This is a genomic window from Bradyrhizobium sp. LB8.2 (genome assembly GCF_040548035.1).
Classification (GTDB): domain Bacteria; phylum Pseudomonadota; class Alphaproteobacteria; order Rhizobiales; family Xanthobacteraceae; genus Bradyrhizobium.
Genome location: NZ_JBEPQV010000026.1, coordinates 22,479 through 43,193, shown reverse-complemented (window position 1 = coordinate 43,193; position 20,715 = coordinate 22,479). Strand labels below are relative to the sequence as shown.

The window sequence follows — 20,715 nt, the reverse complement described above, 5'->3', positions numbered from 1 at the left end:
TCGATGCTGGAGCTCCGCGCCGTCAATGCCGGTTACGGCACCTTCCAGGCGCTGTTCGACGTCAATCTCGACGTGAAGGCCGGCGAGGCGGTCGGCGTCATCGGCCCGAACGGCGCCGGCAAGACCACCTTGATGCGCGTCATTTCCGGCCTGATCCGTCCCGCGCGTGGGTCGATCGCGATGGAGGGCATCGACGTCGTGGCGACGCCGTCGCACAAGATCGTCAGTCTCGGGATCGCGCATGTGCCGGAGAACCGGCGGCTGTTTCCGCAGCTCTCGGTCGACGACAATCTCAAGATGGGCGCCTTCATGAAGGAGGCGCACGGCCATTATGCCGAGCGGCTGGATGTCGTGTTCGACCTGTTTCCGCGCCTGAAGGAGCGCCGCCACCAGATGGCCGGCACCATGTCCGGCGGCGAGCAGCAGATGTGCGCGATCGGCCGCGCGCTAATGTCGAATCCAAAGCTGCTGCTGCTCGACGAGCCGTCGGCGGGGCTCGCGCCAGTCGTGGTGCAGCAGGTGTTCGAGCTGGTGAAGCGGATCCGCGCAAGCGGGCTGACCGTGCTGATCGTCGAGCAGAATGTGCAGCAGGTGCTGCGGGTGGTCGATCGTGCCTATCTGATCGAGGCGGGCACGATCAGGTCCTCAGGCACCTCGGCCGAGATGCTGGCGAGCGACACGGTCAAGGAAGCGTATCTCGGGGTGTGAGGTTCATGCGGGCATGCAAGCATTTTTGGACATTTTCGACATCTACCTGCTGGAGGCCGTGATCAACGGCATCCTGCTCGGCGGCGTGCTGGCGCTGCTCGCGCTCGGACTCAACCTGATCTTCGGCGTCATCGACGTGACCTGGATCTGCTACGCAGAGCTGGTGATGATCGGCATGTACGCCATGTATTTCATGGTGCAGCATTACGGCATCAGCTATTTCGTCGCCGCGCCGCTTACCATCCTGCTGGTCGCGGTGCTCGGCGCGGCGCTGCATTACCTCGTGATCGCGCCGCTGCTCACAGCGCCTCCGATCAACCAATTGCTCGCGACCGGCGGGGTGCTGTTCGTGCTCCAGAGCTTTGCCACCGTCGCCTTCGGCATCGACTTTCGCAACCTCGGCATCCGCCTGCCGGTGCTCGCCTTCGGCGAAATGCATTTTAGCTATGCGCGGCTGCTCTCCTTTCTGGCGGCGCTGGTCGGCATGGTCGTGGTCTATCTGTTCATGACGCGGACCTTCACCGGCACCGCGATCCGGGCGATCTCGCAGGACCGGCAGATCATGGCGCTGATGGGCGTCGACACCAAGCGGATCTATCTCATTACCTCGGCACTCGGCGGCGCTCTGGCCGGGCTCGCCGCCTGCCTGCTGGTTCTGCAATATGACGTGCATCCCTTCGTCGGTCTGTCGTTCGGGCCGATCACTTTCCTGATCTGCGTGCTCGGCGGCCTCGGTAATTTCATCGGCGGCTTCATCGCTGCCTTCGTGTTCGCCGAGATCATCTCGCTTGGCGGCCTGTTCTCCGATCTCGAATGGGGCTATGTGCTCGCCTTCGCCTTCTTCATCGTCATGATGTTCATCCGGCCCGCGGGCCTGCTGGCGAGGCGCCGATGATGGGGCAGGGGCGGCTTGCAGCCTGGGCGATAGGATTAGCGGCGCTGGTCGCGCTGCCCTTCGTCTATCGCGATCCCTATCATCTGCACATCCTGGTGCTGATCCTGATCTGGTCGTTCGCCTATACGTCCTGGTCGATGATGGGGCGGTTCGGCCTCGTCTCGCTCGGCCATGGCGGTTTCATGGGTATCGGCGCCTATGTCACCGCACTGCTCTGGAATCATCTGGGATGGTCACCCTGGATCGGCATCCCCATCGGCATGGTCGCGGCCGGCGGGCTGGCGCTGATCGTCGGCTATCCCTGTTTCCGCTTCCGCATCACCGGGCACTATTTCGTGCTGGTGACGCTCGCGCTCTCCGGGATCGTGCTCCAGGTCATCACGGCGACGCGCGACTATACCGGCGGCTCGCTCGGCTACACGCCGAACCGGGCCCCGGGCAACAAGCTCTGGGCGCTGCAATTCGACGACAAGATCACCTGGTACCTGATCGCGCTCGGGGTCTGGCTGTTCGGCATCGTGGTCTGGCACTGGGTTGACCGCAGCATGGCCCGCTATGCGCTTGAGGCGATCTCGGAAGACGAGGACGCTGCGGCCGCCGCCGGCGTCGACGTCACGGCGGAGAAGCTGAAGATCACGCTGCTCAGCGCGGTGATGACGGCGTTCGCCGGCGCGATCTATTGCCAGTACCAGATGTTCATCACGCCCGACACCGTCAGCGGCATCGCGGTGTCGCTCCAGATGGTGTTCGCCGCCATCGTCGGCGGCCTGTTCGTCTCGCTCGGCCCGACCTTCGGCGCCGTCATCACGATCCTGCTGGCCGAGACCTTGCGCATCGATTTCGGCACCAAGGCGGTCGGCTGGGACAATCTCGTCTACGGCGTGTTGCTCGTGCTTTTCATCATATTCCTTCCCAAGGGTATCCTTGGTAGCTTGCTCGATCGATTGAAGCCGCAACGCAAGGTGTCCCGCGCTCATGAGCAAGAAGCCGTCCAAATCGCTCGCCCAGGAACTTGACCGCTACATCACACCGTTCCGCTACGATGGATCGGGCAAGTTTCATCTCAAGGACCACAAGACCGACGCGAATGGCGACCTCGACAAGGAGAAGGCGCAGGAGCTTCTCGACGCCAACAAGAAGCGGCTGATCGCGTTTCAGGAGAAGCTCTACGCCCAGGACCGCTGGTCGGTGCTGATCGTGTTCCAGGCGATGGACGCCGGCGGCAAGGATTCTGCGATCAAGGCGATCTTCGAGGGCATCAATCCGCAGGGCTGCGAAGTCAGTGCCTTCAAGGCGCCGAGCAGCAAGGAGCTCGACCACGACTTCCTCTGGCGTCACGTGATCGCGCTGCCGGAACGCGGCCATATCGGCATCTTCAACCGCTCTCATTACGAGGAATGTCTGGTGACGCGCGTGCATCCGGAGATCCTTGCCAAAGAGAAGCTGCCGCAAAAGCTCGTCACCAAGAACATCTGGAAAGAGCGGTTTGAGGACATCTCCGCCTTCGAGCGCTATCTCTCGCGTAACGGCACCGTGGTGCTGAAATTCTTCCTCAACCTGTCCAAGGACGAGCAGCGCGAGCGCTTCCTCGACCGGCTGGAGGATCCGTCCAAGCAGTGGAAGTTCTCCATAGACGACATCAAGGAACGTGCGCTGTGGCCGCGCTACCAGGCGGTCTATCAGGACATCGTGCGCCACACGGCAACGCCGCATGCGCCGTGGTATGTCGTGCCGGCCGATCACAAATGGTTCGCCCGCGTCGTGATCGGGTCGGCCATCGTCGCAGCGCTCGAAAAGCTCGATTTGCGCTTTCCGCGCGCCGACAAGGTGTCGCGGGAGGAATTCGGCGAGGTGCGCAACGTGCTGGAGAAAGAGGGCAAGGGAAGCAAGGGGCGAGCGAAGTGACAGTCGATTGGCGCGAAGCCCGCCCACTCGTGGTCACGGACAAAAAACGCGAAAACAACCCCATGCACAGTAGCCGAGGATAGCGAAATCAATGGCTTGACGGACACTATAAACGGCTGCGGATTTTACGAAGCCGTTTGACTCGTCGGGCAAAACAGGAGCAGGATGTCACCATCGCCCCCGTCGTCCCCTCAATACCCGCGGCCCCACCAGTAGCAGAGGCGCTCGACATTGGTGGGAAGGACGGCCTCGTAATTTGCCCACTACCGAAGGGAATTTATTCCGCGGTCCGCTGCGGCTTATCTGTCGCAGTGAGATGGAACGCGTCCTGAAATGTGATACCTCAGGCGGTCGATCCCGCTTGACAGTTTTGTGTCACGGGTGGAGCATCGCAATGGTCGCAAACAAGCGACGCGCAATGTCCACATCAAGAGCAAGGGGAGGTCTATGACACCACCTCCGCAGACCCAGCCGCGTTAATTGCGATGGAGCTCGTTCGGACTATCGCATAGCGGCAGAATCCGCGAACGGCACGCCGGGTCAAGGTTTAGTGGGCTGCATCAGTAAGGCAAAGCCCCTACCTGCCCGGCGCTGTATTGTGCATCACATCGATCATGTCGGATGGCCGTGACGAGGCCGCCGCGACAGGCGCTTTTGACATCCTGCCTCTCTCCTCCTCATCGCCGTCATTCCGGGCCGACTCCCGGAATGACGGGAGAGGTTTTGCGCGTACTGCATCTAATACGCGCCCGGTGTCTCCGAGACCGCGGTTCCCGTTTCCTGCGTTGCGGCAAATGCCAAGAGAATGTCGCCGCATCGGCAAATTTCCGACACAGGACCCGGGCGAATAACGCCTTCCGACATGCCGCATGCGCTTCGGTGATGACGATTCCGATTCCGCCGGCGCTTTTGTTTTTTCCAGGGAATCCTCGTGTCGCAAAAGCTTGTCCCGGCGCTCTTCGCCGTTCTCTTCCTCGCGATCTCCTCTTTCACCAGCGCTCGCGCAGAGCCGCCGGCCGCCAACAGTGCTGCTGCAGTGTCGCCGGACGAGGCCAAACGCGCGCTGGAGACGCTCCAGGACGACAAGAAGCGCGCGCAGATGATCGATACGTTGCGCGCGATTGCGAATGCGCCCGGTCAGCAGCAACCCGCGCCCGAGCAGAAATCACCGATCCCGCTCGCGGCCGACGGCCTCGGTGCGCAGCTCATGCTCACCGTGTCTGAGGAGATCGGCGAAATTTCGCGAGACGTCGCCGATATGGCCAGGACGCTCACGCACTTCCCGGCGTTCTACTACTGGATCGTGCGGACCGCGAACGATCCTGCGGCCTATAATCTCCTGATCGAGATCGGTTGGAAGCTAGCGCTGGTGTTCGGCTGCGCCTATTGCGCCGAATGGGTGATGTTCCGTCTGATCCGGCGCCCCGTCGCGTTCCTGGAAGTGCGCATGCCGCAAACGGCGCGTCTGCCGGTGCAGGTGTTGCCCATTGCCGATCCGCCGTCATCCGTGGCCGATGTCACCCCCGCGCCCGAATTGCACAGGCGCCGCCACAGCCTGGCGCGGGCCTGGCAGGTCATGCTGCGGCTGCCCCTCGTGCTGGGACGCTTCCTGCTCGAGTTGCTTCCGGTGTTGGTCTTTGTCGGCGCCGCCACGGCGCTGCTCGGCACAGAGATCGGCGAGCCCACCACCGTCCGCCTCGTGATCCTCGCGGTCGTCAATGCTTACGCGTTCTCGCGCGCGCTCATCTGTGCGGTCCGTGCGCTGGCGGGACCGTTCGGCTTGTTTCCGGTCAGGGCCGAAACCGCGGCCTATATCGAGATCTGGGCGCGTCGTATCGTCGGTGTCGGCGTCTCCGGCATCGCCTTCGCCAACGTGGCGCTGCTGCTCGGCCTGCATCGCGCCGGCTATGCCGCGCTCCTGCGCATGGTGATGCTGGTCGTGCATCTCTTCGTCGTCGTCATCATCCTGCAAAGCCGCCGCCAGGTCGCCGAAGCCATCCGCGCGCCGGCCGACCGGCAGGGGATCGCGGCGCGACTGCGCAACCGCATTGCGGGCGGCTGGCACTATCTTGCCATCGCACTCGATCTTGCGCTGTGGGCCGTGTGGGCGCTGAACATCCGCAACGGCTATTCGCTGCTGCTGCAATACTTCGTCGGCACCATCGCGGTGGTGCTGATCACGCGTGTTGCCATCATGCTGACGCTGGGCTTGATCGACCGCGGCTTCCGCATCAAGCCGGAGATCCTCCAGCGCTTTCCGGGTCTCGAGATCCGCGCCAACCGCTACCTGCCGCTGCTGCGCAAGATCGTATCCAGCGTGATCGCCTTCATCGGCCTGGTGGCCGTGCTCGAAGTCTGGGGCGTCGATGCCATCGTCTGGTTCTATGGTGGCCAGATCGGCAGCCGGCTGATCTCGGCGGTGATGACGATCGGCGTTGCCGTACTCATCGCGGCGGCGATCTGGGAAGCCAGCAACGCGCTGCTGGACCGCCAGATCAATACGCTGTCGCGCGACGGGCACTATGCCCGCGCCGCGCGGCTGCGGACCTTTCAGCCGATGCTGCGGACGGCCTTGCTCTGCGTGATCGCCTCCGTCGTCGGCCTCACGGCGCTCAGCGAGATCGGCGTCAACGTCGCGCCGCTGCTGGCGGGCGCCGGCATCGTCGGCATCGCCATCGGTTTCGGTTCGCAAAAGCTGGTGCAGGATCTGATCACCGGTCTATTCCTGCTGCTGGAGAACACCGTCCAGGTCGGCGACAGCGTCAGCGTGTCGGGACTATCAGGCGTGGTCGAGAACGTCTCGATCCGGACTATCAGGCTCCGTGCCGGCGACGGTGCCGTGCACATCGTGCCGTTCAGCGCGGTGACGACCATCACCAATGCCAGCCGCGGCGCCGGCAATGCGTCCGTCAGCGTCAACGTCGCCTACAAGGAAGACACCGACCGCGCCGGTCAGATCCTCAAGGATATCGTCGACGAGATGCGCCGCGAGGTGGAATTCCGCGCGTTGATCCGCGGCGATCTCGATCTCTGGGGCATCGACAAGGTCGACGGCGCCATGGTGTCGATCGTCGGCCAGATCCGCTGCACAGAGGCCGGACGCTGGCCGGTGCAGCGCGAATTCAACCGCCGCATGAAACAGCGTTTCCAACAGAACGGCATCGAGGTCGCATCCCCCACCCAGACCATCTTGATGCACGTCGCGCCTCCGGCTGATAGCGCCGCCAATTTGACGCCAAGGCGGGCGGCCGTATAGTCGCTCCGCTAAATTTCCGACTTGCCTCGGCCCGTCCGGCAGCGTTCACTCCGGCCCCAGCCCCTTGACAACATGCGGGCGGCAAAAAGGGTGGGAGAGACTGATGCGGGGGCTGTGGGCCGGATTGCGCGGCCATGCGATGGTTGTGGGCGCGCTGATTGGATGTACGACGGGGATCGTACCTGCGAGCGCGCAGCCGTTTCCATCGCGTCCCATCACCCTCGTGGTGCCGTTCGCTGCGGGCGGTCCGACCGACACGCTGGCGCGCATCCTGTCCGAACGCATCGCCGCCGAACTGCACACGACGGTCGTGGTCGAAAACGTGGCCGGCGCCTCCGGCAGCATCGCCGGCGCCCGCGTCGCGCGCGCAACGCCTGACGGCACCACGATCGCGATCGGTCATTGGGGCACGCATGTGCTCAACGGCGCGATCTTCAAGCTGCCCTACGACGTGATCGCCGATTTCGAACCGGTCGCAACGATTGCGATGGGCACGCAGCTGATCGTCGGCCGGAAGTCGCTCGAGGCCAACAATCTGAAAGAGATGATCGCCTGGCTGAAGGCCAACCCCGGCAAGGCGACTGCCGGCACAGCCGGCGCTGGCACGGGCGCCCATGTCGCCGGTGTCTTCTTCAAGGGAAGGACCGGCACCGATTTTCAGTTCGTGCCTTATCGCGGCGCAGGGCCTGCCATGATCGACCTCGTGGCCGGGCAGATCGACATCATGTTCGATCAGGCCTCTAATTCTCTGCCACAATACAAGAACAATGCGATCAAGGCGTTCGCGGTGACGTCGCCGACACGGCTCGCGTCTGCGCCCGACATTCCGACCGTCGACGAGGCGGGCCTGCCCGGCCTCTACATTTCCTACTGGCACGGCATCTGGGCGCCGAAGAGCACGCCGAAGGAGATCGTCACAAAGCTCAACGCGGCCATCGTGACCGTGCTTGCCGATCCCTCCGTCAAGCAGCGTTTTGGCGAACTGGGGCAGGAGATTCCGCCAGCGGATCAGCAAACGCCCGCGGCGCTCGGAGCCTTCCAGAAGGCCGAGACCGAGAAATGGTGGCCGATCGTGAAGGCCGCCGATATCAAGGCGGAATAATACCACTTCCTCATCCTGAGGAGCCCGCGGAGCGGGCGTCTCGAAGGATGCGCCGCGGGAGAGAGCAGGGCCTGCATGGTTCGAGACGCGCGAAGACGCGCTCCTCACCATGAGGAGCGGGAGTCTTGCGGCGTTAATCTTTTCTCGCGCGCAACTGCCGGTCTTCACGAAAATCTCGCTGCGGTGCGAGATCACAATCCATGCCTGAGTTTCTACGTCCTTGATATCAGGTGAGGGGTGGCCGACAATGATTGCGGCTCAACAAGAAACTCCCTGGGGGAATTCGTGAATAGACCTGCTCGGGTCAGCACCCATTCGACGTCATCCGACACCGCGCACGGCATGACGCTGCTGCGCGATCCCTTGCTCAACAAGGGCACCGCCTTCACGGCGCAGGACCGCGACGCGCTCGGCTTGCGTGGCCTGCTGCCGCCTTGCGTGCTGACGATGGAGACCCAGGTCGAGCGCGTGCTCACCAATCTGCGCACGCTGCCGACCGATCTCGAGAAATACGTCGCGCTGAATGCGCTGCACGACCGCAACGAGGCGCTTTTCTTCCGCGTCGTCGTCGACAATATCGACGAGATCCAGCCTATCATCTACACGCCGACGGTCGGGCTCGCCTGCCAGAAATACGGCCTGATCTTCCAGCGGCCACGGGGCATGTTCATATCCTCGCGCGATCGGGGCCAGATCGGCGAAATCCTGAAGAACTGGCCTTACCCAGCCAAGCTGATCGTCGTCACCGACGGCGAGCGTATCCTGGGCCTCGGCGATCTCGGCGCCAACGGCATGGGCATTCCGGTCGGAAAACTCTCGCTCTATTCGGCCTGCGCCGGCGTGCATCCCGAACTGTGCCTGCCGATCGTGCTCGATGTCGGCACCAACAACGAAGAGCTCCTGAACGATCCCTATTACCTCGGCCTGCGCGAGCGGCGGCTCACCGGCGAGGCTTATGACAGCTTCGTCGACGAATTCATGGTCGCCGCGCGAAAGACCTTCCCCGGCGTGCTGATCCAGTTCGAGGATTTCGCCAATCACTCGGCGTTCAAGCTGCTGCACAAATATCGGGATGACGCCTGCGTCTTCAACGACGACATCCAGGGCACCGCAGCGGTGGCGCTCGCCGGCCTTTTCTCGGCCTTGCGCATCAACGGCGGCAAGCTCAGGGATCAGCGCATTCTGTTCCTTGGCGCAGGCGAGGCCGCGACCGGCATCGCCGACCTCGTGGTCTCCGCCATGATGGCCGAGGGCGCCTCGGAGGCGGAAGCGCTCCGCCACAACTGGCTGGTGGATTCGCGCGGCCTTGTCGTTAGCAGCCGCGAAGGCCTCTCCGGTCACAAGCTCCGTTATGCCCATGCCGATCAGGCGCCGATCGCCGACTTCCTTACCGCGATCAAGACGCTGAAGCCGACGGCGATCATCGGCGTTGCCGCGGTCGGCGGCGCCTTCACACCCGACGTGCTGAAGGCAATGGCCGAGCTCAACGAGCAGCCGATCGTGTTTGCGCTCTCCAACCCGACCTCGAAAGCCGAATGTTCTGCGGAAGATGCCTATCGCTACACCGCGGGCCGCGCGCTGTTTGCCTGCGGCAGCCCGTATGACCCGGTCAAGCTCGACGGCCGCACCTTCGTGCCGCGCCAGGGCAACAACTCCTACATCTTCCCGGGCGTCGGCCTCGGCGTCATCGCCAGCCGTTCACGGCTGGTGACGGACGAGATGTTCATGGCCGCCGCCCATACGCTCGCCAATTGCGTCGGCAAGGACGATCTTGCGCAGGGCAGCCTCTACCCGGCGCTGCCGCGCATCCGCGAGGTCTCGGTTCGCATCGCCGCCGCCGTCGCCGACGTCGCTTTTCAGCGCGGGCTCGCGGACGGACCCGCGCCGAACGACGTGAAAGGCCTGGTCCAGTCGCAGATGTACGAGCCGAAATACTGAGCGTGATGACTTTTGATTGACTCGATCTGGCGGCTGGCCCGGTCACCTCTCCCGCTTGCGGGAGAGGTCGGCGCGCTTGCGCCGGGTGAGGGCTCTATCCTCTTGGGAAGTCCCACTGCGGAGACACCCTCACCCCAACCCTCTCCCGCAAGCGGGAGAGGGAGCGCACCGCCCCCGCGGGTCGCAACGCGCCTCGTTAGGTCAGCACGCGACACCATTTCAGGTGGAAACGCCGTTGCGCGGCGCGGCCGTATATGCGACGCTCTGTAGCGCTACAAGAAAATTCGAAGCAAGGTAAGCCGCCATGGACGATCGTTTGCCCGAACTGGGCGACCTCGAGCACGAGGTCATGCAATTGGTTTGGGCCCATGGTCCTGTTACGGCCGAAATCGTGCGCGAGCGGCTGTCGCGGCGTCTGAAGGAATCCACGGTCCGCACGGTGCTGCGCCGGCTGGAAGAAAAAGGCTATGCTCGGCACACCGTCGACGGACGGACCTATGTCTACCACGCGGCTGAAGAACGCTCGCGGGTTGCAGCCAAGGCGGTGCAGCGCATCGTCGACTGGTTCTGCAACGGCTCGATCGAAGAGGTTCTCGTCGGCATGGTCGACAATGCGATGCTCGACCAGCAGCAATTGCGCACGCTGGCCGATCAGGTGGCCAAGGCGAAGAAGGCGAGGGGAGTGAAGAAAGAATGATCGCAACTCTGGCGGAGGCGGCGCTGCGCTCCCTTATGCTGGGGGGCGTCGTCTGGTTCGGCCTCAATCTTTTTCGGGTGCGCAATCCGCACGTCCACATGACGGCATGGGTCGTCGTGCTGCTTGCGTCGCTTGCGATGCCCTTCGTGATGCATTGGCCGACGCTCACGATTACCCGGCTGCCCTTGCCGGTATCCATGCCGGATGATTTTCTGCCGGCCGACATGTCAACGCTGGAGATGCCGCAGCCGACACTCCCGGTCGCGCCCGGTCCGGCGATTGTTCCACCGGCCAAGAGCGGATTCTCGATCGACTGGTGGCTGGTCGCCACTATTGTCTATGCCGGCGTCGCCGGCCTGTTGCTGCTGCGGCTCGCTATCGGCCTTTGCCTGACCTGGCGTCTGGCGCGCGTCGCGAAGCCGATGAAGGGCCCGCTGATGATCGACGCGGATGTGCGCGTCAGCTGCGACGTTGGTGGTCCCGTTACCTTCGGCTCGACCATTCTGGTGCCGCCGCAATTTTCCGGCTGGGACGCGAAGAAGCGGCTCGCGGTGCTCGCGCATGAGGGCGCGCACGTCGCCAACCGCGATTTCTACGTTCTCTTACTCGCGTCCCTCAACCGCGCGGTGTTCTGGTTCAGCCCGTTCTCGTGGTGGCAGCTCGCACACCTCGCCGAACTCGCCGAGATCATCAGCGACGCCGAGGCGATCGAGGTGATCGACGACCGGCTGTCCTATGCGGAAATCCTGCTTGATTTTGCAAGCACCGTAAGACCGCGACCGGTCGAGCTTGCGATGGCGCGGGCCTCGACCGTGCGCGCCCGCGTCGAGCGCATTATTGCGGCCGCCGCGATGCCCGTCCCAGTCGGCTGGCGCAAGCGGCTTTGGATTGCGGCCGCGATCGTACCGGCCGTGATCGTATCCGCCGGCATGATCGCCTATCGCACGCCGGACCCGGTGCCCCTCGGCGCGGATACCGGCGAGGTGCCGGCCCAGCATTACCGTCCCTTCGTCAATTTCTACGCCATGGGCCCGGCCTCGGTGTTCGCGATCTTCCGCGAAGGTGACGAGCTTTACGGCCAGCTCACCGGGCAGCGCAAATTGCGCCTGACGGTCGGGAGCGACGGTACCGCGTCCTACGCGGCCTCGTCCGGCGAGATCACGTTCCCGCTCGATGCCGAGCGTCGTTCGGCCGAACTGATGCTGCGCATGAACGGCCGCGACATAAGCGCGGTTCGCGTCGCGGAGATGCCGACGGCGGCAGCCGATTCCGTATCGCTCGACCAATATGTCGGCTGGTACAGGCTGGCACCGAACCGCGTGCTCACCGTGCGCCGCGACGGCGACCGTCTCTGGCTGAACGAAACCGGGCAGGGCACGACGCAAGTCCTTGCCGAGGGCACCGATGCGTTCTCCTTCCGCGGCGACCATCTCCTGATCTTCCTGCGCGACGAGCAGTCAAAGGTCTCGCGCGTGCTAGTGCAGAGTGCGGTTTTCGGCGCCCGCCTGGCAGCCCGCGTCGATGCGGGGGTGGCTCAGGCCGTCGAAGCGGACTTCGCTCGCCGCCTCGCCGAAGTGCCTGACCGATTCAGGGAGCAGGTTCCAGCCACCGGCGGCAAGGAAATGATCTTGCGTGGGATCGAAGATCTGCGCGGCGGCACACCGAACTACGATCGCATGAGCGCGCCGCTCGCGGCCAAGGTCCACCGGCAGCTCAGTGAAATGCACGCGACGTTGGTCGCGCTCGGCGGGCTGGAGTCGATTTTCTTCCGCGGCGTCGGGCCCGGCGGCTACGACATCTATGGCGCCAAGTTCGAGAACGGCACAGCGGAATTCCGCCTGCTGCTCGACCCCGACGGCAAGGCCGGCGACGTCATCTTCCGGGCCGACGGCAATGACGAACTCGGCGGCATCGTGCCTTGCTCGGAGGAGGCGAATGTGCGCGGTCGTGCCGGCACCTCGCCGATCAGAATTCTGGTCTACAACGAGATGGGCGACGACATCCAGGTCTTCAATCTCGGTGCCGACGGCAACCGCAAGACGCAGAGTGTCGTCAGGCCCAACATGACATGGGCCTCCACAACCACCGTGAACAATCCCTGGGTGATTGCCGACAAGTCGGGGCGATGCCTTGAGGTCTTGGTGCCGGGCCGGCAAACGCGCTTCCACAATGTCGATGCCTTGAGCCTCGGCGCGCGTCCGGGGCGCGCGGCGCGGCGCGCCGTTCCGATCGCCAATGGTGAGGAGATGCTGCGCCGCTACATCGAGGGCGTCGGCAAGGGACAGCCGGACTACGAGCGCATGACGTCGGAAGTGGCCGATATCACGCGTCAGCAGCTTCCGATCGATCAGGCGATCCTGACGCGGCTCGGTGCGTTGCGTGCGGTCTCCTTCCGCGGCGTCACCGCGCTCGACAGCGACATCTATGTCGCCCAGTTCGCCAACGGTTCGGCGGAATGGCGGATCGGCGTCAGGAACGGCACGATCACGAAGATCGCGCTTGGGCCCAATTTCTAGGACCGCTGCCGGTCTGCCGGACCGGAGGTCTCCGACGTCTTTGAGGGCGACGTCTCAATCTCCGCTTGCGAGTCTACTCAGCGAATGCTACGATTTGTAGCATTACGCTTCGTAGCTTCGCGCCGACACCGTCGGCAGGCTCGAAGAAGTGGGCATTCGCCATGAGCAATTCTGCAAAGACCGAAGCTGCGCTGGCGCTTCGTCGCTTCGGGATGGGGCCGCGGCCGGGATCAATCGCCGCTCTCGGCAGCGACCCGCGCGGCGCGCTGATCGCCGAACTCGATCGCCCGCTCGCGCTTGCCGCAGCCGCCAGCCTGCCCTCCAGTGCGAAAGCCTATCGCACCGTGGCCGACGCCAATGCGCGGCGAACGGCCCGCGCCAAGCAGGCCCAGCAGCAGGCGAAGAAGCAGCAGACGGCGTCCGCGCCTGTCATGTCGGAAAACCAAACGCAGACGCAAGGGCCAGCGCAGAGTCAGGAGAAGGACGGGGCTGAGATGGCAGCCAAGCAGGCTGCTGAAGCCGTTCCCGATCCCGGACGTCCCATGTATTTGCAGGAAGCCAAGCTGCGGACCGAAGCCGCGCTCGGCGCCGACATCGGCTTCGCCGAGCGGCTGGTGTGGTTCTGGTCCAACCATTTCTGCATCTCGGCCTACAAGATCCAGAGCATGTCGGGTGCTTACGAGCGTGAGGCCGTTCGCGCCAATGCGCTCGGTCACTTCGTCGATCTGCTTCAGGCCGTCGAGGGCCATCCGGCGATGCTGTTCTATCTCGACAATCTCGGCTCGATGGGTGCGAACTCGATTGCCGGCATCAACCGCAGCCGCGGCCTGAACGAGAACATTGCGCGCGAAATCATGGAGCTGCATACGCTCGGCGTGCGTACCGGCTACAGCCAGGACGACGTCATCGGCTTTGCCAATGTGCTGACGGGATGGACGCTTGTTCCGCCCGGAGACAATCCCGAGCACGGTGGCGAGTTCATCTTCAATCCGCGGCTGCACGAGCCCGGCGGACAGACCGTGCTCGGCAAGCGCTACGAGCAGGACGATGCCGAGCAGGGCCGCGCCGTGCTGCGCGACCTCGCCGCGCATCCGGCAACCGCGACCCATGTCGCGACAAAACTCGCGCGCCATTTCGTGGCAGACGAACCGCCGCCGGCGCTCGTCGCGCAGATGGCAAAAACCTTTCGCGACACCGAGGGCGATCTCAAGCAGGTCGCGATCGCGCTGGTCTCGTCAGACGAAGCGTGGCGCGGGCCGCCGTCAAAACTCAAGCGTCCCGGCGAATGGGTCGTCGGCATGGTGCGCGCAACCGGCATCAGGGAAGTCGATCCCACACGCTTCACCGGCGGCCAGGACCTGCTCGGCGAGGGGCTGTGGCGCCCGTCGGCGCCCAAGGGATATCCGGATGACGAGGCAAGCTGGATCGACGGCGTTGGCCGAAGGCTCGACATCGCCAATAATTTTGCCGAGCGCGTGGCGGCCACTGCGGATCCGCAAGCCATCATCGAGGATGTCTTCGCGTCCGAGATCGCGCCCGAGGTGAAGCAGGCGGTCGGGCGTGCCGAGAGCCGGCAGCAGGCGCTGGCGCTGCTGTTCATGTCGGCGGATTTTCTGAGGAGGTGAGTATGGGCTTCGTCAATCATTTGCCCACGCGGCGCGAGCTTCTCGTTGGTTCCGGCGCGCTGTTCGCATGGAGCCAGATGCCGCGGATTGCGCGCGCCGAAGGGCGCGATCCGCGCCTGCTGGTCATCGTGCTGCGCGGTGCGCTCGATGGTCTCGGTGCGGTCGCACCGGTCGGCGATCCCGACTGGATCTCCTTGCGCGGCGATCGCGCGCTGGTGCTGGACGGCAAGACGCCGGCGCTGCCGCTCGATGCTTTCTTCGCGCTCAATCCGGCGATGCCGAACCTGCATCGGCTCTACAAGACCGGCAAGGCTGCGATCGTCCACGCCACCGCGACGCCCTATCGCGAGCGCTCGCATTTCGACGGCCAGGACGTGCTGGAAAGCGGGCTCGTCAAGCCCGGCATGACCAACTCGGGATGGCTCAACCGCGCGCTGCTCGCGCTGGAATCGGGCGGGCGTGTCGACCCGCGCGGCAGCCGCGCACTCGGCATTGGCTCGGTGACGCCGCTGGTGGTGCGCGGCTCGGCGCCTGTCATGACATGGGTGCCGCAGAAATTGCTGCCGGCGAGCGAGGACACGCAGAACCGCCTGCTCGATCTCTACCGGCACACCGATCCGAAGCTTGCGACCGTGCTCCAGGCCCGCATGAAGCTCGCCTCGCTCGGCGGCGCACCGGGCACGGGCGATCCGATGTCCGACGATCCGACGCTGGCGCCCGGCATCGCGCGCGTGCGCGCCTATTTTGCCGAAGCCGCCGGCACCGCCGCGCGCTATCTCGCAAAGCCCGATGGTCCGCGTGTCGGCGCCATGGGCTTCGTCGGCTGGGACACGCACATCGCCGAAGGCGCGGCCGCGGGCCAGCTCTACAATCTGCTCGGCGCGCTCGACGGCGCATTCGCTGCGATCGAGAGCAACATGGGCGAGGCCTGGCGAGAGACGGTGGTCGCCGTCGTCACCGAGTTCGGGCGCACCGCGCGCATCAACGGGACGCAGGGTACGGATCACGGCACCGGCACGGTCGCTTTCCTGATCGGCGGCGCGCTCGCCGGCGGCCGCGTGATCGCGGACTGGCCTGGCCTGAAGCCGGCGCAACTCTTCGAGGATCGCGATCTCAAGCCGACCATGGATTTGCGCGCGGTGTTGAAGGGCCTGCTGAGGGATCATCTGCGCGTCGAGGAAAAGGTGCTGGCCGATGCGGTCTTCCCCGGCAGCGCCGATGTCAGACCGATGGGCGGCCTCGTCGGCTGATAGCGCGGCTTTGCAACCGGATCGGGTTCGAGATGTGCACACTGACACAGCGGGAGCTCGACTTTCTCGCCAGCCTCAAGACAGGCTGGCAGTGGCTCTATCGGCGCGAACTCGCGCGGCTCCTGAAGGGTGACACCAAGCCTTCCGAGGTTCAGCCGGGGCCGCGCATCGTCTGGCACGTTGTATCGGACTTATCCCACGAGCCTGTCTCGATTCAGGGCAAGCCAGTGTGGTGGAATCGTCACAGCTAAACACGAAACGGCTGCGGCCTCCGACCCGCTTTTGTTCCGACAAGGTTCTGCCCTCATTGCCGGCCGAAACTCGGGCCGTTCGGAGGGCGCATCATGTCTCGCTTTGCACGTGCCGAAAATACCCGGATTTCGCTGGCAACCTCGTGCCGGTTGCTGCTCGCCATCGCCGGTGCGGCGTCGCTTGCGGCGTGTGCGCAATCGCCGGTCGGCCGCCAGAAGGCCGATCTGGCGGGCACCAGCCGGCAGGCCGCGGTCGAACGCCCGCACAGGGTGGCGGCACTGCATCCACGGCCGATCAGCCGGGTGCGCGTCCCCGACGGAGACGCAAAGCAAACCGCCTCGCATGGCGTTGCCAGCTTCTATTCGGATACGGAGACCGCGAGCGGCGAGAGGTTCGACAAGAACGAATTGACCGCGGCCCATCCCTCCCTGCCGTTCGGCACGAAGCTGCGCGTCACCGATGTCTCCTCTGGTCGCTTCGTGACCGTCAGGATCAACGATCGCGGGCCTTATGTTCGCGGACGCGTGGTCGACATCTCTCCCTCTGCGGCTGAGGCGCTCGGCATGGTCGACAAGGGCGTCACCAATGTCCGGCTCGACGTCGTGCAATAAAGCGCGATTCTCATCGATTTCCTACGCTGTGCTTAACCGGCTGTTAGCCGCCTCTGACGCACGATCGACATCCAAACAATTCCGGACTCCAAATCGGGGCTCTTGGGGGGCGGCGTTTGAACACGATCCAGTATCTCGAAGATCAGGCCACACGCGCCGAGCGGCTCGCCAAGCGGATCACGGATACCGTGACGATCGAAAAGCTCCTGAGCTTCGCGGGCGAACGCCGCCGCGAGATCGAGGTCATCGCCGGCAAGTACCGGCGCGCCTGATTCTCATCATCCATGCGCTAAACGCATACGCCTCGCCTCCTCGTCTGAGCAATCGAAGTAACGCGCGCTCAGCTATAGCTTTCGACGAAGTCGCTGAGATAATCGGGCAGCCTCACGCCATCGATGTCGCAGCGCGCCCGAATCTCACCGGCGACGTCGGTCGAGATGTCTTTCATCCAGTGCTCGAGCGTGTTGAACGAGATGACCTGGATGGGATCGTTGAAGCAGCCGGCGACGAGCTCGCCGATGGTGGCGTCGAGATCGCTTCGCTCGATGCGGATTTCAGTCGCCTTGTCGAGGCGATCGATCACCACGAACAAGGTCTGATCTGCGCCATAGGGCACGACCTGGGCTGGCACGCCGGCTTCAAGCATGTGAAGCACTCACACCTTCGCTTCCGATCACCACTAACGGGAAAAACCGGAAGAAGGTTCCTGCTTTGTGAGAAGCTTGTCGTGTGCGTGCAGCTTCGGCGCCTGCAGGCAATCAGAGATATTCCCTGAGCCGCGATAGCTCGGTGACGTGCTCGGGCGAGAGGATATCCGTGACCAGCGACGGCTGCGCCGCCGTGTGAATTTCATAGAGATGCCTGGTCGTCGCCGGCTTCTCCATGAAAGCCGAGATGCATTCGTCCAGAGTGCCTTGGCTCACCTGATAGGAATCCCGGTCCGGCCGGCGCTGGTTCGCAAGCGAAGGCCATTTATACAGGGCCGCAGCCGCGCCAAAATCAACCTTTGAATCCGCAACCACGTCGCCCATCGCCCCACCTCACGCAACACGCACTCCATTACACGGGTGCCGCCCCACAAAACGCAGCGGCCGGGAAAAAGTTCCCGGCCGCTTTGTCGCTGTCAGCTCGCGGCCGCCGCGATTCTGGGCCCCGGGCTGTCGTGACCGTGCCTGATCTCGTCGCCGCGACCGACCTTTGGCGGAAGCCCGGCGAAGCGCCGCAACGCCTCAGCCATCTGCACCCGGCCGGAGACCCCGGTGATCACCACGTCCACCATGGCGAAGGACGAGTGGAAATGACCGCGCGCCCTAAGTTGCTCGACCGGGACGCCGGCGGCCGCCATTGCCTCGGCGTAGGCGATGCCCTCGTCGCGCAGGGGATCGAATTCGCAGGTGACGACGAAGGCCGGCGGCAGGCCCGCTACCTTGCCGCGGAGCGGCGAGACGCGCGGATCGGTGCGGTCGGCTGGCGAACAGTAGAGATCCCAGAACCAGTACATCAGCGAGCGGGTCAGGAAATAGCCGGTCGCATTGTCGTTATAGGAGGGACGATCGAAGGTGCAGTCGGTGACCGGGCAGATCAGGAGCTGGCCGGCGATCTCCGGGCCGCCGCGATCGCGTGCGAGCTGACAAGTGACGGCGGCGATGTTGCCGCCGGCGCTCCAGCCTGCGACCAGCACCGGGCCCGGCTTGCCGCCGAGCTCGGCGGCGTGCTCGGCGATCCAGCGCGTCGCTGCATAGCCGTCTTCGGCTGCGGCCGGGAAACGATGCTCGGGCGCATGACGATAGCCGACGCTGACGAGCATCATGCCGGTCCGCCGCACCATGTCGCGGCAGAACGGATCGTCCGACTGCTCGTCGCCGAGCACCCAGCCGCCGCCGTGGAAATAGACCACGACCGGATGCGGCCCCGGCGTCGCCGGCCGGTACACGCGGTACGACAGCGGGCCGTCGGTGCCGGGCAGGGTGCCGTCGACGATGTCGCCGATCGGCCGTCCCGCAGGCCGGCCCTTGTTGAACTCGTCGACGAAGGCACGGGCACCGATCGCGCCCATCGACTCGATCTGCGGCAGATTCAGCGACGCCAACAGGTTCAGCACCAGCCGCACATCCGGCTGCAGGCGCACCACTTCGCCGTCATTGCATTGCGCGGCAACGTTGGGGCCGGTCAGCTTGAAGCCGAGCATGCCGCGGCTCGTGACCTCGTCGCAGATGCTGCGATAGGGGCCGACGCCGCCGGTATAGGGCATCAGGCCCTGCACCTTGCCGGGCACGTTGGCGCCCGTGTACCAGGTGTTGGCGAGCCGGTGCAGCGTCACCATCGAGCAGTCGGCCATGTGCCGGCCCCAGCCGGCCTGCGCCGTCTCGGTCGGCTCGATCGTGGTGAAGCCGGCGTCGCGCAATGCCTTGAGCCGGTCGACAACCCAGTCCACATGCTGCTCGATCGACACCGCCATGTTCGACAGCACCGACGGGCTGCCGGGGCCAGTGATCATGAAGAAGTTCGGGAAGCCCTCGACAGTGAGCCCGAGATAGGACTGCGGTCCCTGTGCCCAGACATCGGTGAGCGATTTGCCGCCACGTCCGGTGATCGGATGCACGGCGCGGATCGCGCCGGTCATGGCGTCGAAGCCAGTCGCGAACACGATGACATCGACGTCGACGCTGCGCTTGGCCGTCGTGATGCCGCTTGCGGTGATCGCCTTGATCGGCTCCTGGCGCAGATTGACCAGCGTGACGTTCGGCCGGTTGTAGGTCGCGTAGTAGTTGGTGTCGAGGCAGGGGCGTTTTGCGCCGAAGGGATGATCGTGGGGCATCAGTGCCGCCGCCGTCTCCGGATCCTTCACGGCTGCGCCGATCTTCTCGCGGATCAGCTCGCCGATCAGCGCATTGCCATCGACATCCACGCCCTGGTCGGCCCAGAGCTGGGTCAGGATGTGGACGAGGTCGCCCGCGGCCCAGGCGCGTTCGAAGCGCTCGCGACGCTCGGCATCGCTCAACTGCCAACTTACCACCGTCTGCTGCGGATACGGCACGCCCGTCATCGACAAGCGTGCTTGATCGCGATATGCGGCGCGGTCGCTTTCGAAGAAGGTCTTGCGATCTTCCGGCGCCGGACCGTTACCCGCCGGCAGCGCGAAATTCGGCGTGCGCTGGAATACGGTCAGATGCGCGGCCTGCTCGGCGATCAGCGGGATCGACTGGATGGCCGATGAGCCCGTGCCGATCACGGCGACGCGCTTGCCGGCGAGATTGACGCCGTCATGCGGCCAGCGTCCGGTGAAATAAACCTCGCCGCCAAAATCCTTGACGCCGTCGATCTCGGGCGGCTTTGGCGCGGAAAGGCAGCCGGTGGCCATGATGTAATGGCGGCAGAAGACCGGTGCGCCATTGTCGGTGGTGAGCTGCCAGCGTTCGGTCGCTTCGTCCCATTTGGCTTCGGTCACCTTGGTCTTGAAGCGGATGTCGCGCCTGAGATCGTAGCGGTCGGCGACGAAGCCGAGATAGCGCAGGATCTCGGGCTGGGCAGCGTATTTTTCCGACCAGGTCCAGGCCTTGTCGAGTTCCGGATCGAACGTATAGCTGTAATCGATGGTCTGGATATCGCAGCGCGCGCCGGGATAACGGTTCCAGTACCAGGTGCCGCCGACATCGCCGGCTTCTTCGAGGGCGACCGCCGTGAGGCCGGCCTTGCGCAGCCGATGGAGAAGATAGAGGCCGGCAAACCCGGCCCCCACCACGGCAACATCGACCTGCTGACTGGTTCCGCGACCCGCGTCAGAGGCACGTGCAGCAACCACTGCGTCAGGCATGGTATTTCCTCCCGTATGTTTTGTTTTGTCGGCAGGCTATCGCCGCAGGCTCGGCTTGTCATCAGAGCAAGTGCAATCTTCGGTAGCCGTTTGCGGCGTCATCATGGCCGCGCGAACCTTGCTTCAATGCACGCATCGCGATGCAC

Annotated in this window: 17 protein-coding genes; 14 read left to right on the top strand and 3 right to left on the bottom strand. The window is 64.5% G+C overall.

Annotated elements, in window-relative coordinates:
- The first annotated feature begins 3 nt into the window (after positions 1-3).
- The 14 genes from ABIB06_RS27150 (at position 4) to ABIB06_RS27085 (ending at position 17,027) form a co-directional block, all read left to right on the top strand.
- Positions 4-708 (top strand): ABC transporter ATP-binding protein, encoded by a 705-nt coding sequence (locus ABIB06_RS27150; protein ID WP_354051062.1) that lies wholly within the window; start codon positions 4-6, stop codon positions 706-708.
- Positions 709-721: 13 nt separating this feature from the next.
- Positions 722-1,603 (top strand): branched-chain amino acid ABC transporter permease, encoded by an 882-nt coding sequence (locus tag ABIB06_RS27145; protein WP_247341396.1) that lies wholly within the window; start codon positions 722-724, stop codon positions 1,601-1,603.
- Positions 1,600-2,619: a branched-chain amino acid ABC transporter permease gene (locus ABIB06_RS27140; protein ID WP_354125682.1), complete on the top strand. Its 1,020-nt coding sequence runs from the start codon at positions 1,600-1,602 to the stop codon at positions 2,617-2,619. Before ABIB06_RS27145 ends, ABIB06_RS27140 begins: the two co-directional genes overlap by 4 nt.
- Entirely contained in the window at positions 2,579-3,508 is a 930-nt protein-coding gene (locus tag ABIB06_RS27135) for a polyphosphate kinase 2 family protein (RefSeq protein WP_354051066.1), read from the top strand. The genes ABIB06_RS27140 and ABIB06_RS27135 overlap by 41 nt, the downstream gene beginning before the upstream one ends.
- A gap of 931 nt (positions 3,509-4,439) precedes the next feature.
- Positions 4,440-6,764 carry a mechanosensitive ion channel domain-containing protein gene (locus tag ABIB06_RS27130; RefSeq protein ID WP_354051068.1) on the top strand — a complete coding sequence of 775 codons (2,325 nt, stop codon included), beginning with the start codon at positions 4,440-4,442 and terminating at the stop codon, positions 6,762-6,764.
- A gap of 103 nt (positions 6,765-6,867) precedes the next feature.
- Positions 6,868-7,866 carry a tripartite tricarboxylate transporter substrate-binding protein gene (locus tag ABIB06_RS27125; protein ID WP_354051070.1) on the top strand — a complete coding sequence of 333 codons (999 nt, stop codon included), beginning with the start codon at positions 6,868-6,870 and terminating at the stop codon, positions 7,864-7,866.
- 285 nt (positions 7,867-8,151) lie between these two features.
- Positions 8,152-9,804, top strand: a complete 1,653-nt coding sequence (locus ABIB06_RS27120) for an NAD-dependent malic enzyme (protein WP_354051072.1) — start codon at positions 8,152-8,154, stop codon at positions 9,802-9,804.
- 304 nt (positions 9,805-10,108) lie between these two features.
- On the top strand, positions 10,109-10,501 hold the full coding sequence (locus tag ABIB06_RS27115) for a BlaI/MecI/CopY family transcriptional regulator (protein WP_354051074.1): 393 nt from the start codon (positions 10,109-10,111) through the stop codon (positions 10,499-10,501).
- Positions 10,498-13,017, top strand: a complete 2,520-nt coding sequence (locus tag ABIB06_RS27110; protein WP_354051076.1) for a M56 family metallopeptidase — start codon at positions 10,498-10,500, stop codon at positions 13,015-13,017. The genes ABIB06_RS27115 and ABIB06_RS27110 overlap by 4 nt, the downstream gene beginning before the upstream one ends.
- A gap of 161 nt (positions 13,018-13,178) precedes the next feature.
- Complete coding sequence (locus ABIB06_RS27105) at positions 13,179-14,642, top strand: DUF1800 domain-containing protein (RefSeq protein WP_354051078.1); 1,464 nt, start codon at positions 13,179-13,181, stop codon at positions 14,640-14,642.
- Positions 14,643-14,644: 2 nt separating this feature from the next.
- On the top strand, positions 14,645-15,892 hold the full coding sequence (locus ABIB06_RS27100) for a DUF1501 domain-containing protein (RefSeq protein ID WP_354051080.1): 1,248 nt from the start codon (positions 14,645-14,647) through the stop codon (positions 15,890-15,892).
- A gap of 32 nt (positions 15,893-15,924) precedes the next feature.
- Positions 15,925-16,143: a hypothetical protein gene (locus tag ABIB06_RS27095; RefSeq protein ID WP_247442325.1), complete on the top strand. Its 219-nt coding sequence runs from the start codon at positions 15,925-15,927 to the stop codon at positions 16,141-16,143.
- A 93-nt stretch (positions 16,144-16,236) separates the two neighbouring features.
- On the top strand, positions 16,237-16,755 hold the full coding sequence (locus ABIB06_RS27090) for a septal ring lytic transglycosylase RlpA family protein (RefSeq protein ID WP_354051083.1): 519 nt from the start codon (positions 16,237-16,239) through the stop codon (positions 16,753-16,755).
- 116 nt (positions 16,756-16,871) lie between these two features.
- The gene (locus ABIB06_RS27085) at positions 16,872-17,027 is read left to right on the top strand and encodes a hypothetical protein (protein ID WP_247341420.1); all 156 of its coding nucleotides are present in this window, start codon (positions 16,872-16,874) and stop codon (positions 17,025-17,027) included.
- 68 nt (positions 17,028-17,095) lie between these two features.
- Here ABIB06_RS27085 and ABIB06_RS27080 read toward each other — a convergent pair whose 3' ends face one another.
- From ABIB06_RS27080 to ABIB06_RS27070, 3 genes are all read right to left on the bottom strand, one after another.
- Positions 17,096-17,401, bottom strand: coding sequence for a hypothetical protein (locus ABIB06_RS27080; RefSeq protein ID WP_247341423.1), 306 nt, complete (start codon positions 17,399-17,401; stop codon positions 17,096-17,098).
- A 112-nt stretch (positions 17,402-17,513) separates the two neighbouring features.
- Positions 17,514-17,786, bottom strand: a complete 273-nt coding sequence (locus ABIB06_RS27075; RefSeq protein WP_247442320.1) for a hypothetical protein — start codon at positions 17,784-17,786, stop codon at positions 17,514-17,516.
- A 92-nt stretch (positions 17,787-17,878) separates the two neighbouring features.
- Positions 17,879-20,569 (bottom strand): flavin-containing monooxygenase, encoded by a 2,691-nt coding sequence (locus tag ABIB06_RS27070; RefSeq protein WP_354051086.1) that lies wholly within the window; start codon positions 20,567-20,569, stop codon positions 17,879-17,881.
- Positions 20,570-20,715 lie beyond the last annotated feature (146 nt).